Raw genomic sequence first — 13,498 nt, forward strand, 5'->3', positions numbered from 1 at the left:
GATGCTACTCAAGGCACGCTTATGCGCAAAACGAGTTTTGTTATCGCTCGTTGTGAGCGGGGTTAGCAAGCACGTGAGCGCGCGCGGCGCTCGTGCCCGGTCAGATCACACGGAAGCCATGCGTTCCATCCCGTGCGAGCTGCCCCACCAGGCCGAACTCCCAGTCGAGATACGCCTGCATGGCCGCGCGCGGCGCGCTCGTGCCTTCGTACGGGCGGCGGTAGCGGTCGATGCGCTCGGAGGCGAGGCGGGTTTCGCCGGCTTCGACGGGCAGGCCGGCGGCAACCCACGCAGCGGTGCCTCCATCGAGCACCCAGACCTCGGCCTGGGTGAGCCCCGCCAGGTCGGCAGCGGCAAAGCGCGCGAGCTGGCTCGAGCCGCAGGTCAGGACGTACCGCCGCGCGGGCGGAATGCGCTGCAGCGCGGCGGCCAGATCCGAACGCACGGCAAACCAGGCGCCCGGGATATGCCGCGCCACGTAATTGGCGCTGCGGGTGACGTCGATGACGGCGGTATCGCCGGCCTCCAGCCAGCCCGCCAGCGCGTGCGCATCGACGGTACGCACGGCCGGTGACGCCGGCACGGCGGGCTGCCATGCGCCAGTGACGTTGCGTTGGCTGGCGTCGACCGGATCCACCACATAGACTTCCCAGCCCATCTGCGCGAGCCACGAGGCGGTCATGTCGGCGCGCACGCCGTCGTCGTCTGCCAGGACGATGCGCGCGCCGCGCACGGCGGCGGTGTGGTCGGTTTCCTGCACGAGCTGGCCGCCCGGCGCGCTGGCGAAGCCGGGCAGGTGGCCGGCGGCGTACTCCTCGGGCGTGCGCACGTCGAGCTTGTACAGCGTCCGGTCGGGCACCTCAAGCGCGGCAACGTCGGCCAGTGCGATGCGCGGCACGTTCGCGCGTTCGGCCACGGCGCGTGCATCCGCCTGCGCCTGCGCGCGTGTTGCCTCGGACACGGTCTGCGGATGCCGGCGGCTGGCGCCGTGATCCAGCACCTGATCGGCCAGCAACCAGCCGATGGTGCCGTTGCGCAGCGCCGCCACCGGGTTCGGAATGCCGGCGTTCACCAGCGATTGCGTGCCGATGATGCTGCGCGTACGGCCGGCGCAGTTGACGATGATCTGCGTGTTCGGGTCCGGCGCCAGCTCACGGATGCGCAGCACGAGTTCGGCCCCCGGCACGCTCGTCGCGGTGGGAATGCTCATGGTCTGGAACTCGTCATAGCGGCGCGCATCGACGATGACCACATCGCGCTTGTCGTCGATCAGCGCCTTGACTTCCTGTGCGCTGAAGGACGGCGTGTGCCGCTGGGCCTCCACGTATTCGCCGAAGGCCTTGCTTGGCACGTTCACGTCCTGGAAGACCTCGCCGCCGGCGGCACGCCAGCCGTCGAGCCCGCCTTCGAGCAGGTAGACGCGCGTGTAGCCGAGTTCGGCCAGCCTCGCGGCGGCGCGCGTGGCGAGGTCGACGCCGTCGTGCTCGCCGTACAGCACGATCAGCGTATCGCGGCGCGGAATGCGCGACCACGCCTCCAGCTCCAGGCGCGAGAGCGGCAGGTTCACCGCCCATAGCGGGTGCCCCTGCGCGTAGGGGTCTTCTTCACGCACGTCGAGCAGCGCGATCTCCTTGCGGGCGAGCAGGGCGGCGCGCACCTCGGCGTAGGTCAGCGTGGGCACGTGGGTCTCCGCGAGCGGGGCGGCCACGGGGGATTCAGTCGTGTCGATGACGATGCTCATGATGCAGACGTGTCCTTGGAACGATCCCAGAGATTGGGCAGGTGAGTGTTCGAATAGCCCGAGACGAACGGCTTGCGCTCGCCCTCTTCGGTATAGACCGAGCGGTGGATGCCGCCGATGTTGCCGCCGTACACATGGATGCTGATCGACGTGCGGTCGTCAAACGCGTTGTGCACGCGGTGGATGTCGCCAACGCGCGGCGAGACGCGTTCAACGTCGCCGGGCTCCAGCCGGACGGCGGCGCCATGCGGCTGCGGTACGCCGCGCGCGTCGAGCGTGAACGGCTGCGAGTATTCAGCGCCGCGCAGCATGCCGATCAGGCCCCATGTGGTGTGGTCGTGAATCGGCGTGCGCTGGCCGGGGCCCCACACAAAGCTGACGATGGAAAAGCGCTCGCCCGAGTCGGCATGCAGCAGGTATTGCTGGAAGTGCTCGGGGTGCGGTTGCGCGTATTCGGCGGGCAGCCAGTCGTCGCGGGCGACAAGCGCGCCGAGCAGGCTCCCCGCGCGCGACAGGATCTCGGCCTCGGTCGGCTGCTGCTCGAGCAGGCGCGACAGCGCGATCACGAAATCACGCAGCGGCGCGATGGACTGCGCTGGCGGCGGCACAGCGGCAAGGGCGGGTGGGCTCATGATCCGGTTCTGGCGATGGAAGCGGAACGATCTTGCTGGAGTTGGCGCGCGCCGTCCAGTGAAACCCCAAGCGCGGCGCGGCCGGCGGCTACCAGGATCGAATCATTCTGCGGCGTGTGGATGCGGCTGCACAGCACGTCGCGGTAGTGGCGCTCCAGCGGATTGTGGCGCGACAGGCCGTGGTTGCCGGAAAGCTGCAGGGCGAGCTCCACCGCGCGAATGGCATGGGTGGTGACGGTGTACTTGAGCAACCCGCTGTCTGTGATGGACAGTGGTGCCCCGGCATCTGCGGCCTCTGCGGCGTGGTCGAGCAGCACGCGGTTCGTGCGCAGCGCGGCGGCGATGTCGCCCGCGGTTTCCTGGACGCGCGGCAACGTTGCCACTGGCGCGCCCAGGTTGGCCGGCGCGCGCGTGTTCAGGAACTGTGCGAGCCAATCCCACGCAGACTGCGCGACGGCGTCGTACAGGCTGCCAAGCAGCACGGTCATCCATGCCTGCTGGTCGAGCTGCGCACCGGTGTCCGTGGTGTAGGCCTGTTGGGCGCCGTGCGCCGTCCACTGCGCGGGCGGGCGGATGTCCACGGCGTGGTCGAGGGGGATGTCCACGTCTTCCAGTACGACGTCGTGGCTGCCCGAGGCGCGCAGGCCAAGGTGGTTCCACGTCTGTTCGATGCGGATGCCGGGCGTGTCGGCCGAAGGGCGCGGCACGAGAAAGAAGCCGACGCGCGGCTCTGGTTCGTCGGTGCGCCCCCACACGGCCAGCCAGCGCAGCGCAGGGCTGCCGGTGCTGTAGAGCTTGCGGCCACGGATGCGCCAACGGTTGCCCACCCGCGTGGCCACCGTGGCCGGCAAGCCGCCGCGCGCCGGCGAGCCGAGATCGGGCTCCACCCGCAGCGAGTTGATGAGTGCGCCTTCGTTCAATGCGGTGGCAAACACCTGCTGCCGCACGTGCTCGGGCCAGCGCGAATCCGTACGGCTGATGGCGCGGTGCTGCAGGTACGTCATGGTCAGCACGAGGGCGGTGGCCGCATCGGCGCGGGCGATGCTGGAGATGATCTGCCGCGCGGTCTTCAGGTCGGCACCGCCGCCACCATGCGATTGCGGAATGACCTGCGCAATGAGACCCGACGCGTGCAGTGCTGCAAAGTTCTCGTGCGCAAACGTGCCGTGCAGATCGTGTTCGGCCGCGGAAGCAGCAAGCTGCGGCGTGACTCCGGCCAGCACTTCGGCAAGCCGCTCGGGCGGTGTGGGCAGGCGATGCAAGGGGACGGACGACATGGCAATGCAGCGCAGTAAGCAAGTGACATGGCGCACAGCGTATCGGCGTTGCCCGATGCGGCGAACGACCGATGCCGAATATGCAGCGTTGAAATTATTCGTTCTGGCAGCACAGGCGGTAGCGTAACTTCGTTCGCACTCGCGGCAGGGCGCGGCATGCCCGCCGGCCTTCTAACGATATGCGGAAACGGAGCCACCATGAGCGTCGATTTCATCGGCATGATCCAGACCCAGAAGCAGTCGGAAATCCATCCGCCCGATCCCAACGGGCCGGTGGTCGACCGCGACTATGTGCGGGCCTTTGCCCAGGCCCACGAGCAGGCCGGCTTTGATCGCATCCTGGTGCCGCATCATTCGACCGGGCCTTCCGCCACGCTCACGATCTCGTATGCGGCCGCGCTGACGGAGCGCATCCACTTCATGCTCGCGCACCGGCCGGGCTTCACCAACCCGACGCTGGCCGCGCGACAGATCGCCACGCTCGATCAGTTCACCGGCGGACGCCTGGGCGTGCACTTCATCTCGGGCGGCTCCGACAGCGAGCAGCGCCGCGATGGCGATTACCTCGACCACGACCAACGCTACGCACGCACGGACGAATACCTCGGCATCCTGCGGCGCATCTGGACGGAAGCCAAACCGTTCGACCATGAAGGCCAGTTCTATCGCTTCGAGCAGGGCTTCTCGGAGGTCAAGCCTGCCCAGAAGCCTCATGTGCCGATCTACTTCGGCGGGGCATCGGATGTGGCGATCGAAGTGGCCGGCAAGCACGCCGATGTCTATGCGCTGTGGGGCGAGTCGCTCGACCAGGTGCGTGAGCTGACCACGCGTGTGCGTGCGGAGGCCGCGCGGCATGGGCGCAGCATTCGCTTCTCGGTATCGTTCCGCCCGATCCTGGCAGAGACGGAAGACGCTGCGTGGAAGCGTGCGGAGGGCATCCTCGAACGCACGCGCGCGCTGCGCGTGCAGCAGGGCTACAGCCGTGGCGGCCCGCAGCAGAGCGAGGGCGCCCGGCGCCTGCTCGCTGCAGCAGACAAGGGCGAGCGCGTCGACAAGCGCTTGTGGACGGCCATCGCCAAGGAAACCGGCGGGCGCTCCAACTCCACCGCGCTGGTCGGCACGCCGGAGCAGGTGGCCGACGCGCTGCTCGATTACTACGACCTGGGCGTCACGACGTTCCTCATCCGTGGCTTCGATCCGCTGGAAGACGTGGTGGACTACGGCCGCACGCTGATCCCGCGCGTGCGCGAGCTGGTTGCGCAGCGCGATGCGCAACGCAAGGCGGCGTAATCATGAGCGCCGTTCTGTGCATCGACCGGCCGGCGCCGGGCGCCCTCAAGCTGAACGCCGTTCCGCAGCAGAAGTTCTGGTTTGATCCGCCCGCCACACGGCCGACGCTGGAGGCGGAGCGGCGCCACCGGCAGGAACGGCTGGCCGGCGCCTTCCGCATCTTTGCGCGGCATGGCTTCGATCTTGGCCTGGCCGGCCACATCACCGCGCGCGATCCGGAGTTGACGGACCACTTCTGGGTCAACCCGCTCGGCGTGCATTTCTCGCGCATCAAGGTCTCGGACCTGTTGCTCGTCAATGCGCGCGGAGAGACGGTCATCGGCAGCCGCCCGCTCAACAAGGCGGCGTTTGCGATCCACGCGGCGATCCACGAAGCGCATCCGCACATCGTGGCCGCGGCGCATACGCACTCGACGTACGGCAAGGCGTGGTCTGCACTGGGCCGGCTGCTCGATCCGCTCACGCAGGACGCGTGCTCCTTCTACGAAGACCACGCGCTCTTTGACGACTTCACCGGCATGGTGGTCGACACGAGCGAAGGGGACCGCATCGCCCACGCGCTGCGCAAGCCGGACGGCGGCACGCACAAGGGCGTCATCCTGAAGAACCACGGCATCCTCACCGCCGGGCCGACGGTGGAAGCCGCAGCGTGGTGGTACATCGCGCTCGACAACGCTGCGCATACGCAGTTGCTGGCCGAAGCGGCCGGCAGGACGCACGCGCCGCAGCCCATCGATGCCGCCACGGCGCGCCGCACGCACAGCCAGGTGGGCGGACAGGAGGGCGCACTGCACGCCTTCGAGAGCCTCTACGCCGGCCTCGTCGCCGCCGAGCCGGACCTGCTCGATTGAACCTGCACAGAAGACGCCAAACGCATCATCACGGGGAGCATTCATGAGCCAAGACACAGCGGATCTGTCTCGCCGCAAGGTATTGCATGCGGCGGCGGCCACGGCGCTGGCGGGGCCGGCATTGATCCTGGGCCGCAAGGCCTACTCGCAGCCGCGCAAGCTGACGTTTGCGTGGAACCAGAATTCGTTCTGCCTGACGCCGATCGTGGTGGCCCAGGAGCGGGGCTTCTTCGAGAAGAACGGCCTGCAGGTCGACCTGATCAACTACAGCGGCTCGACCGACCAGCTGCTCGAATCCATTGCCACCGGCAAGGCCGATGCTGCCGTGGGCATGATCCACCGCTGGCTCAAGCCGCTGGAGGCCGGTTTTGACGTGAAGATCATCGGCAGTTCGCACGGCGGATGCGTGCGTCTGGTCGGGGCCAAGGCGGCGGGCGTGACGAGCCTGCAGGCGCTCAAGGGCAAGACTGTAGGCGTGAGCGACCTGGCCGCGCCGGGCAAGCATTTCTTCACCATCCTCCTGGCCAAGAACGGCATTGATCCCGACCGCGACATCACGTGGCGCCAATACCCGGCCGACCTGCTGGGCGTGGCCGTCGACAAGGGTGAGATCCAGGCCATTGCCGACGGCGACCCGAACCTCTACCTGCTCGGGAAGCGGACCCATGGCGCCTATGTGGAGCTGGCAACCAACCTTTCCGGCGAATACGCCCGCAAGGTCTGCTGCGTGATCGGCGCGCGCGGCGAGCTCGTGCGCAACGACCGGCCGACGGCCTCCGCACTGGCCCGCGCCATTGTGCAGGCCACCGACTTCGTCAACGAAAACCCGAACGAGGCGGCCAAGGTGTTTGCCAAGTACTCGCCCAAGGTGGCGCTGGACGACCTGCGCAAGCTCTACGCCACGCTCACCTACACGCATCACCCCACGGGCGTCGACCTGCGCGACGAGATCGCCTTCTATGCGGAGGACTTCCGCCGCATTGGCGTCATCAAGAAGACGACCGACCCGCAGCGCCTGGCGCAGCACGTGTACGTCAACGTGCTGGCCTGAGCCGGCCCTGCGCACATGAGGAGCACATCGACATGAGCACGATCCCCCAAACCTTGGAGGCACCGGGCGCGCTGGTCCATCCGCTGGCGGGCGCCGCAGCCGGCGGCCGTGTCTGGCGCACGGGCGTGGCGGCGGCCATCGCGTGGGCGGCATTCGGGCTGGTGACGTGGCGCTGGCCAAACCACGTGGTGGGCTTCAGCGATTGGGCGTTCACGACCGAGCTTGGCATGACGGCGCTGGCGGCCGGCATTGCGCTGCTCGTGCTTGCGGTGGCCGGGGCGTATGTTGTGCCGCTGCGCGCCGTGCAGGAGGCAGTGCAGCCGGCGGGTCCATGGCTGGTTGCGGTGGCCGCTGTGCTGGCATTGTGGGAGGCGTTGACGGCCAAGTCGGGCGTGTTGCCCACGCCGTTCTTCGCGCCGCCCCAGGCGCTGATCGAGGTCTATACCGAAGACTGGCCGCGCCTGGGCAGCAGCGTGGTCAACACGCTCAAGCTGCTGGGCATCGGCTACTTCCTCGGCGCACTCACGGGCTTCCTGGTGGGCGTGTCGATCGGATGGTCGCGTGCCGTGGGCTACTGGGTGCATCCGGTCTTGCGCGTTCTGGGGCCGCTGCCGGCCACGGCGCTGCTGCCGATCACGTTCTACTTCTTTCCGTCGAGCTATTCGGCGGCGGCGTTCCTCATTGCGCTGGCGTCGGGCTTTCCCGTGGCGGTGCTGACGTGGTCGGGCGTGGCGGGCGTGGGCAAGCGGTATTACGACGTCGCGCGCACGCTGGGTGCATCCAACGCCTTCCTGGTGCTGCGCGTGGCGATTCCGGCGGCGCTGCCGCAGGTGTTCGTGGGCCTGTTCATGGGCCTGGGTGCGTCGTTCACCGTGTTGGTGACGGCGGAGATGATGGGCGTGAAATCAGGCCTGGGCTGGTACCTCACGTGGGCGCAGGGCTGGGCCTCGTACGTGAACATGTATGCCGCACTGATCGTCATGGCGCTGCTCTTCTCGAGCATCATCACGCTGCTGTTCAAGGTGCGGGACCGCGCCCTGGTCTGGCAGAAGGGGACGCTGAAATGGTAGCCGTGCTCGAACGCGAGGCGACCATCGAGGCGCCGGCGCCATCGTCGAAAAACGGGGCGCGGATCGACGTGCAGGGCGTGAGCCACTGGTTCGGCAGCCAGGCCAATCCGTTGCAGGTGCTCGACAACGTGAGCCTGACCGTGCAGCCCGGCGAGTTCGTCGCGCTGCTCGGGCCGAGCGGTTGCGGCAAGTCGACGCTGGTGCGGCTGATTGCCGGGCTGGAGCCGCCCACGCGCGGCCGCATCCTGCAGGACGATGTGCCGATCACCGCGCCGGACCCATCGCGCATCGTCGTCTTCCAGGATCCGACGCTGTACCCGTGGCGGCGCGTGTGGGACAACGTGGCCCTCGGGCTGCAGGCGCGCGGCGTGCTCAAGGCCGAGCGCGACCGCGTGGACGATGCGCTCGAGCGCGTTGGCCTCGGCGGCTTCCACCGCGCGTTTCCGCACGAGCTGTCGGGCGGCATGGCGCAGCGTGTGGCGCTGGCCCGTGCGCTCGTCAACGATCCGCAGCTGCTGGTGTTGGATGAGCCGCTGGGCAAGCTGGACTCGCTCACGCGGCTGGCCATGCAGAGCGAGCTCGTGTCGCTCTGGCAGCGTGCGCGGTTTTCGACGGTGCTGGTCACGCACGATGTGGAAGAGGCGCTGTTCCTGGCGCAGCGCGTCGTCATCTTCAGCCCGCGCCCGGCGCGCATCGCGGCGGAGCTGACGGTCGACCTGCCGTATCCGCGCCACCGTGGCGATCCGAGGCTCGGCGCATTGCGGCATGAGGCGCTCCGCCATCTCGGGCTGGCCGAGAGCTGGTAGATGACCGAAGCATCATGAGCGGCCCGCCGCCAACGGTGTGGCTCAACGCGCTGCTCGTCTTCCTGCAATGGGCGCAGCACAGTGTGCTCACCGTCTGGCGCGCGTTGGGGCTGACAGGCGACGTGCATGGCCAGCCCGCGTGGCCCTGGGCCGTCCGCATTGCCGGCGAGACGTTGCTGATCGACCTCGGGCAGGCACGGCAACTCGGGCTCACGCTGATCGTTGTGGTACTTGCCTTGTTGGCTGTGTGCACGGCCTTGCTCGTGCGTCGCTGGCGCGCGGTGTCGTTTGGTGTGGCGGCGGGCTTGCTCGTGGTGGCGCCCTGGCCCTCGGCGGTGGTGTTTTCGGCCGCCGTGCCGACGAGCTTCCATGTGAGCCCGACCGCGTTCTCGCTGGCGTCGATCACGCAAGGCGCACACGTCTACCACGCCGCATGCGCAAGCTGCCACGGCACAGACGGCCGCGGCGAAGGGCCGCTGGCCGCCACGCTCACACGCTGGCCGCCCACGGTCGTGGGCCCGCTCCTCGGTCGCCGTGCCGATGGCGAGCTGTTCTGGCATATCGCGCACGGCATGCACGATGCGCACGGCAACGCCACCATGCCGGCCTTTGCCAATCGACTGAGCGACGCAGACCTCTGGGCCGCGCTCGACTACATGAACGTGCTGGCTGCCAGCGGCGGCGTGCGTGCCGGCGGATGGCCGGTGCCGGTGGCGATTCCCGCGCTGCCCGTACGTTGCGGCGACGCGCCGCCCACGCCGCTGGCTGCATGGCGCAACGGCCAGCGCGTGCGCGTGGTGGCCGTCGACACGGCGGACCGGATTCCCCTGGAAGACCCGCGCTTCCAGACGCTCCTCGTCACGCCAGACGGCAAGCTTCCCGCGCCGGTGCGTCCGTTCCAGATGCGCTGCGTGGCGGCGAGCCCCGAGGCGTGGCCGGTCTTCGCCGCCATTGCCGGCACCGCGCCGCAGGCGTTTGCCGGCACGCAACTGCTGGCCGATCGCGACGGCTGGCTGCGTGCGCGCGGGCAGCCTGGCACGGCGTGGTCCGATGCGGATTTCCTGTGCACCTCCACCCACCGTGAAACCGTCGGATCGCCCACCGGCGGCCTCGACGCCCTGATCGCCCGCATGGATGCCGAACCCGTGCGCTACGTGAAGGGCGGCTTCATTCATTGATTGACCCACACATCAGACCGACAGGCCATCGACATGTCCACTTCCCGACGACGTTTGCTCCAATCCGGCCTGGCGCTGGCCGCTGCGCCTGCGCTGTCCTTCGCGCAATCGCTGCAGTCACGCCCCGTCCTCAAGGCCGGCGACCAGAAAGGCGGCCTGCGTGCGCTGCTTGAGGCCGCAGATGCGCTCAAGGGCGTGCCGTACGAGATCCAGTGGACGGAGTTTCCGGCTGCGGCACCGCTGGCCGAAGCGCTCAATGCCGGGGCCGTGGACCTGGGGCCGATCGGCGATGCACCGGCCATCTTTGCGCTGGCCGCCGGCACGCGCATCAAGCTGATCGGCGCCAACCGGTCGGACCCATACGGCACCGCCGTGCTCGTGCGGCCCGATTCCGCGCTGAAGACGGCGGCTGATCTGAAGGGCAAATCGATCGGCACCAATCGCGGGTCGATCGGGCATTTCGTGGCGCTCAAGGCGCTGGAATCTGCCGGGCTGGGGCCGGACGACGCCAACTTCCGTTTTCTGCCGCCCGCCGATGCCAAGCTGGCGCTCGTCAACGGTTCGATCGATGCGTGGTCGACCTGGGAGCCCTACACGGCGATGGCCGAGACCGCCCGCCACGCGCGCGTGCTGGTGAGCGGGCGAGGGCTGTGGTCGGGCCTGAGCTACCTGGCCGCCACCGACGCGGCGCTGGCTGCCAAGCGCGAGGTGCTGCGCGATTTCCTGCAGCGTGTGGTACGTGCGCAGGCGTGGTCGTACCAGCATGTCGACAGCTTCTCGGCCACGCTGGCGCGCATCATCGGTATTGCCCCGGAGGCCGCACGGCTGCAGTTTGCGCGGCGTCAGACGGTGTGGCGCCCCATCGATGCATCGATCATTGCCGAGCAGCAGCGCACGGCCGATTTCTACGTCAAGGTCGGGCTGCTCAAACAGCGGCTGGACGTGGCGTCCACGTTTGACGCCGGGTTTCCGCTGACGGCCTAGCGTGCGCTGCCCGAGTGCGATTCTGCGCTCGGTCGCGACCCGCCATGCGGCCCGGTGGAGCCTGGGGCCTCTGCCACCGCCTTGGGCAGTTCGGTGGTCGACGTCACGGCATCGGGAGCCTGGTTGCCGCTCTTGCCGAAGCGGGCCGCCAGGCGGTCCTGTACCTCGGTCAGCTTGGCCTGTTCCTGGGCTTTCTGGGCGCGTTCGGTCTCGGCCTGCTGCGCTGCGGCCGCCTGCTCGACAGGGGACGGCGGCGGCAGCTTGCCCTGCGCGGGGTGAGACAGCACGGCTGCAAGCCCGGCCGTCAGGGCGAGCGCCCACAAGGTTGGGCGTCGAAGAGAAAGGGATGCGTCAATCATGGCGTCTCCACACGAGTGGGAATCGCCATCGGGTGCAGCAAGCGCAGTGCCGCGTGAGCTCAGCGCCGCTCAGACAGCGCCGCGTGCAGCACGCCCTTGAGCAGGTTGAACACCGGGTTGTCGTTGTCCTTGCGATAGGCCATCCACAGTTCGACGGGCTTGGCGGGCGTGGTGCGGACGGGGCGATAGACCACGCCTTCGAAATGCAGCATCGAGGCGGCGGCGGGGATGAGCGCCACGCCAATGCCCGCACGCACCAGCGCCAGCATCGAATGGATCTGGCTGACGTACTCGACGATGTCGGGCAGCACCTCCGCGCGTTCGAACAGGCCGCTCACCATCTGGTGGAAATAGCGCGCCTCGTACGGTGAATACATCAGCAGCGGCTGGCCCTCGCAATCGCGCAGGCTGGGGCGCTGCGGCCATCGGTCGGCCACAGCTTCCGGCAGTGCAATGACCAGCGCTTCCTGCGAGCACGGCGTCGCAACCAGCTCGCCATGCTCCACCGGCGGGCGCAGCAGGCCCACGTCGATTTCCCGCGCATTGAGCGCGGCCAGCTGCGCGCCGCTCACCATTTCCTTCAGCGTCAATCGCACGCCGGGCGAAGCGGCCCGCACCGCGCTGACCAGCGACGGCAGCTTTCCATACCCCACCGATGCCGTGAAACCGATCGCCAGTGCGCCTGCGGCCCCCGTGGCCACGCGCCGTGCCGTGGCTGCCGCTTCGTCTGCCAGGCGCAGGATGCGCGACGCATCCGGCAGAAAGCTGCGCCCGGCCGCCGTCAGCTTGACCGAGCGGCTGTTGCGCTCGAGCAGCTCGGTGCCGACCTGGTGTTCAAGCAGGCGCACCTGGCGTGAGAGCGGCGGCTGCGTCATGTGCAGGCGCTCCGCCGCGCGCCCGAAGTGCAGTTCTTCGGCCACGGCGACGAAGCAGCGGAGTTGGCTCAGTTCAAACATCGATTCAAAACGGGTATGGATTGAGTCAGACCTTATCTTGAAGCGGAAAGATTGGCGGTGCAAGAATCGGCTCGCCCTTGGAGCAGGAGGGCTGACGACAACTCTGGAGACAAGCATGTCCATGGAAAGCACGGAAGTCGGTCGCCGCACGTTTCTCAAACGCATGGCGGGCGCGGGCCTGGCGGCGGCCAGCGGCCTGGCGGCCGCGCAGAAGATCGAAGGCTTCAAGCCGAACGCGCGCTACCCCGATGTGGCGGTCGAGGTGCTGGATCCGAGCTTCCTCAAGTACCGGCTCTACAGCAGCTCGGTCGAGCAGCTCGCCACGGGCATGCGCTGGGCCGAAGGGCCGGTGTACTTTCCGGCCGGCCGCTACCTGCTGGTGAGCGACATCCCGAACAACAGGATCATGAAGTACGACGAGACGAACGGCGCGTTCAGCGTGTTCCGCGAGCCGTCGAACTACGCCAACGGCAATACGCGCGACCGGCAGGGGCGGCTCGTCACTTGCGAGCACTCCGTCACGCGCCGCGTCACCCGCACCGAGCACGACGGCCGCATCACCGTGCTGGCGGACCAGTACCAGGGCAAGCGCCTGAACGCGCCGAACGACGTGGTGGTCAAGTCCGATGACAGCGTGTGGTTCACCGACCCGACGTTCGGCATCAACGGCAACTGGGAGGGCTTCAAGGCCCAGCCCGAACAGGCCACCACCAACGTCTATCGCATCGACCCGAACGGCAGCATTCGCGCGGTCATCACGGACCTCGTCAACCCGAACGGCCTCGCGTTCTCTCCGGACGAGAAGAAGCTGTACGTCGTGGAGTGGAAGGGCACGCCGTCGCGCAGCATCTGGAGCTACGACATCGCGCCCGACGGCACGGCCAGCAACAAGACCAAGCTCATCGATGCCAACGGCCCCGGCGCGCTGGACGGCTTTCGTGTCGACAAGGACGGCAACCTGTGGTGCGGCTGGGGCTCCGATGGGCGCGTGGGCGTGAACTCGGCCGATCACGACGGCGTGAAGGTCTTCAACGCGCACGGCAAGCCGATCGGCTTCATCCACCTGCCCGAGCGCTGCCCCAACCTGACCTTCGGCGGCCCCAAGAACAACCGCCTGTACATGGCCAGTTCCCACTCGCTGTACGCGCTGTATGTGGAGGCCGAAGGCGCGGTGTGATGCCGTGCCGACGGCTGCGCGGCCGTGTCGCCACGTGCGGCCGCAGCATTGAATCTTCAGGTTAGGGAAGACCCTGTATCAATACAAATTCTGTATCAATCGAATCAGCAGTTGTTTTGGACTTGA

13 protein-coding genes are annotated in these 13,498 nt (G+C 68.1%); 8 read left to right on the top strand and 5 right to left on the bottom strand.

Annotated features, from left to right (window positions below):
* Positions 1–100: 100 nt before the first annotated feature.
* The 3 genes from KHN96_RS05260 to KHN96_RS05270 are packed head-to-tail and all read right to left on the bottom strand — an operon-like array spanning position 101 to position 3,650.
* Entirely contained in the window at positions 101–1,741 is a 1,641-nt protein-coding gene (locus tag KHN96_RS05260; protein ID WP_062738216.1) for a rhodanese-related sulfurtransferase, read from the bottom strand.
* Positions 1,738–2,373 carry a cysteine dioxygenase family protein gene (locus tag KHN96_RS05265; RefSeq protein WP_045218282.1) on the bottom strand — a complete coding sequence of 212 codons (636 nt, stop codon included), beginning with the start codon at positions 2,371–2,373 and terminating at the stop codon, positions 1,738–1,740. The genes KHN96_RS05260 and KHN96_RS05265 overlap by 4 nt, the downstream gene beginning before the upstream one ends.
* Positions 2,370–3,650, bottom strand: a complete 1,281-nt coding sequence (locus KHN96_RS05270) for an acyl-CoA dehydrogenase family protein (protein WP_115044532.1) — start codon at positions 3,648–3,650, stop codon at positions 2,370–2,372. Before KHN96_RS05270 ends, KHN96_RS05265 begins: the two co-directional genes overlap by 4 nt.
* 198 nt (positions 3,651–3,848) lie before the next feature.
* Between KHN96_RS05270 and KHN96_RS05275 the strand changes: the two genes are divergently transcribed.
* Genes KHN96_RS05275 through KHN96_RS05305 form a run of 7 tightly spaced genes read left to right on the top strand, consistent with a single transcriptional unit; the run spans position 3,849 to position 10,880 of the window.
* Positions 3,849–4,940, top strand: a complete 1,092-nt coding sequence (locus KHN96_RS05275) for an LLM class flavin-dependent oxidoreductase (protein ID WP_045218278.1) — start codon at positions 3,849–3,851, stop codon at positions 4,938–4,940.
* Between the two features lie 2 nt (positions 4,941–4,942).
* Positions 4,943–5,791 carry a class II aldolase/adducin family protein gene (locus KHN96_RS05280; RefSeq protein WP_045218276.1) on the top strand — a complete coding sequence of 283 codons (849 nt, stop codon included), beginning with the start codon at positions 4,943–4,945 and terminating at the stop codon, positions 5,789–5,791.
* 43 nt (positions 5,792–5,834) lie between these two features.
* A complete protein-coding gene (locus KHN96_RS05285) occupies positions 5,835–6,842 on the top strand; it encodes an ABC transporter substrate-binding protein (protein ID WP_062738217.1) in 1,008 nt (335 codons plus the stop codon).
* Between the two features lie 32 nt (positions 6,843–6,874).
* A complete protein-coding gene (locus KHN96_RS05290) occupies positions 6,875–7,912 on the top strand; it encodes an ABC transporter permease (RefSeq protein WP_062738218.1) in 1,038 nt (345 codons plus the stop codon).
* On the top strand, positions 7,906–8,718 hold the full coding sequence (locus KHN96_RS05295; RefSeq protein WP_062738219.1) for an ABC transporter ATP-binding protein: 813 nt from the start codon (positions 7,906–7,908) through the stop codon (positions 8,716–8,718). Before KHN96_RS05290 ends, KHN96_RS05295 begins: the two co-directional genes overlap by 7 nt.
* Positions 8,719–8,732: 14 nt before the next feature.
* Positions 8,733–9,896: a c-type cytochrome gene (locus KHN96_RS05300; RefSeq protein WP_062738220.1), complete on the top strand. Its 1,164-nt coding sequence runs from the start codon at positions 8,733–8,735 to the stop codon at positions 9,894–9,896.
* 33 nt (positions 9,897–9,929) lie between these two features.
* Entirely contained in the window at positions 9,930–10,880 is a 951-nt protein-coding gene (locus tag KHN96_RS05305; RefSeq protein WP_045218260.1) for an ABC transporter substrate-binding protein, read from the top strand.
* Here the strand turns inward: KHN96_RS05305 and KHN96_RS05310 are convergent.
* Both KHN96_RS05310 and KHN96_RS05315 read right to left on the bottom strand, forming a co-directional pair.
* Positions 10,877–11,239 (bottom strand): hypothetical protein, encoded by a 363-nt coding sequence (locus tag KHN96_RS05310; protein ID WP_045218258.1) that lies wholly within the window; start codon positions 11,237–11,239, stop codon positions 10,877–10,879. The genes KHN96_RS05305 and KHN96_RS05310 overlap by 4 nt on opposite strands.
* A gap of 59 nt (positions 11,240–11,298) precedes the next feature.
* Positions 11,299–12,195 carry a LysR family transcriptional regulator gene (locus KHN96_RS05315; protein WP_062738221.1) on the bottom strand — a complete coding sequence of 299 codons (897 nt, stop codon included), beginning with the start codon at positions 12,193–12,195 and terminating at the stop codon, positions 11,299–11,301.
* Between the two features lie 115 nt (positions 12,196–12,310).
* On the opposite strand from KHN96_RS05315, the gene KHN96_RS05320 reads away from it, so the two are divergent.
* Positions 12,311–13,372 carry an SMP-30/gluconolactonase/LRE family protein gene (locus tag KHN96_RS05320; RefSeq protein ID WP_082062876.1) on the top strand — a complete coding sequence of 354 codons (1,062 nt, stop codon included), beginning with the start codon at positions 12,311–12,313 and terminating at the stop codon, positions 13,370–13,372.
* Positions 13,373–13,498: the final 126 nt, after the last annotated feature.

This window comes from Ralstonia mannitolilytica (genome assembly GCF_905397375.1).
In the GTDB taxonomy this organism is placed as follows: Bacteria; Pseudomonadota; Gammaproteobacteria; order Burkholderiales; family Burkholderiaceae; genus Ralstonia; species Ralstonia mannitolilytica.

Bases quoted from the DNA above. Each gene is read 5' to 3' on its own strand.
- KHN96_RS05260 (WP_062738216.1), bottom strand. From the start codon at position 1,741: ATGAGCATCGTCATCGACACGACTGAATCCCCCGTGGCCGCCCCGCTC.
- KHN96_RS05265 (WP_045218282.1), bottom strand. From the start codon at position 2,373: ATGAGCCCACCCGCCCTTGCCGCTGTGCCGCCGCCAGCGCAGTCCATC.
- KHN96_RS05270 (WP_115044532.1), bottom strand. From the start codon at position 3,650: ATGTCGTCCGTCCCCTTGCATCGCCTGCCCACACCGCCCGAGCGGCTT.
- KHN96_RS05275 (WP_045218278.1), top strand. From the start codon at position 3,849: ATGAGCGTCGATTTCATCGGCATGATCCAGACCCAGAAGCAGTCGGAA.
- KHN96_RS05280 (WP_045218276.1), top strand. From the start codon at position 4,943: ATGAGCGCCGTTCTGTGCATCGACCGGCCGGCGCCGGGCGCCCTCAAG.
- KHN96_RS05285 (WP_062738217.1), top strand. From the start codon at position 5,835: ATGAGCCAAGACACAGCGGATCTGTCTCGCCGCAAGGTATTGCATGCG.
- KHN96_RS05290 (WP_062738218.1), top strand. From the start codon at position 6,875: ATGAGCACGATCCCCCAAACCTTGGAGGCACCGGGCGCGCTGGTCCAT.
- KHN96_RS05295 (WP_062738219.1), top strand. From the start codon at position 7,906: ATGGTAGCCGTGCTCGAACGCGAGGCGACCATCGAGGCGCCGGCGCCA.
- KHN96_RS05300 (WP_062738220.1), top strand. From the start codon at position 8,733: ATGAGCGGCCCGCCGCCAACGGTGTGGCTCAACGCGCTGCTCGTCTTC.
- KHN96_RS05305 (WP_045218260.1), top strand. From the start codon at position 9,930: ATGTCCACTTCCCGACGACGTTTGCTCCAATCCGGCCTGGCGCTGGCC.
- KHN96_RS05310 (WP_045218258.1), bottom strand. From the start codon at position 11,239: ATGATTGACGCATCCCTTTCTCTTCGACGCCCAACCTTGTGGGCGCTC.
- KHN96_RS05315 (WP_062738221.1), bottom strand. From the start codon at position 12,195: ATGTTTGAACTGAGCCAACTCCGCTGCTTCGTCGCCGTGGCCGAAGAA.
- KHN96_RS05320 (WP_082062876.1), top strand. From the start codon at position 12,311: ATGTCCATGGAAAGCACGGAAGTCGGTCGCCGCACGTTTCTCAAACGC.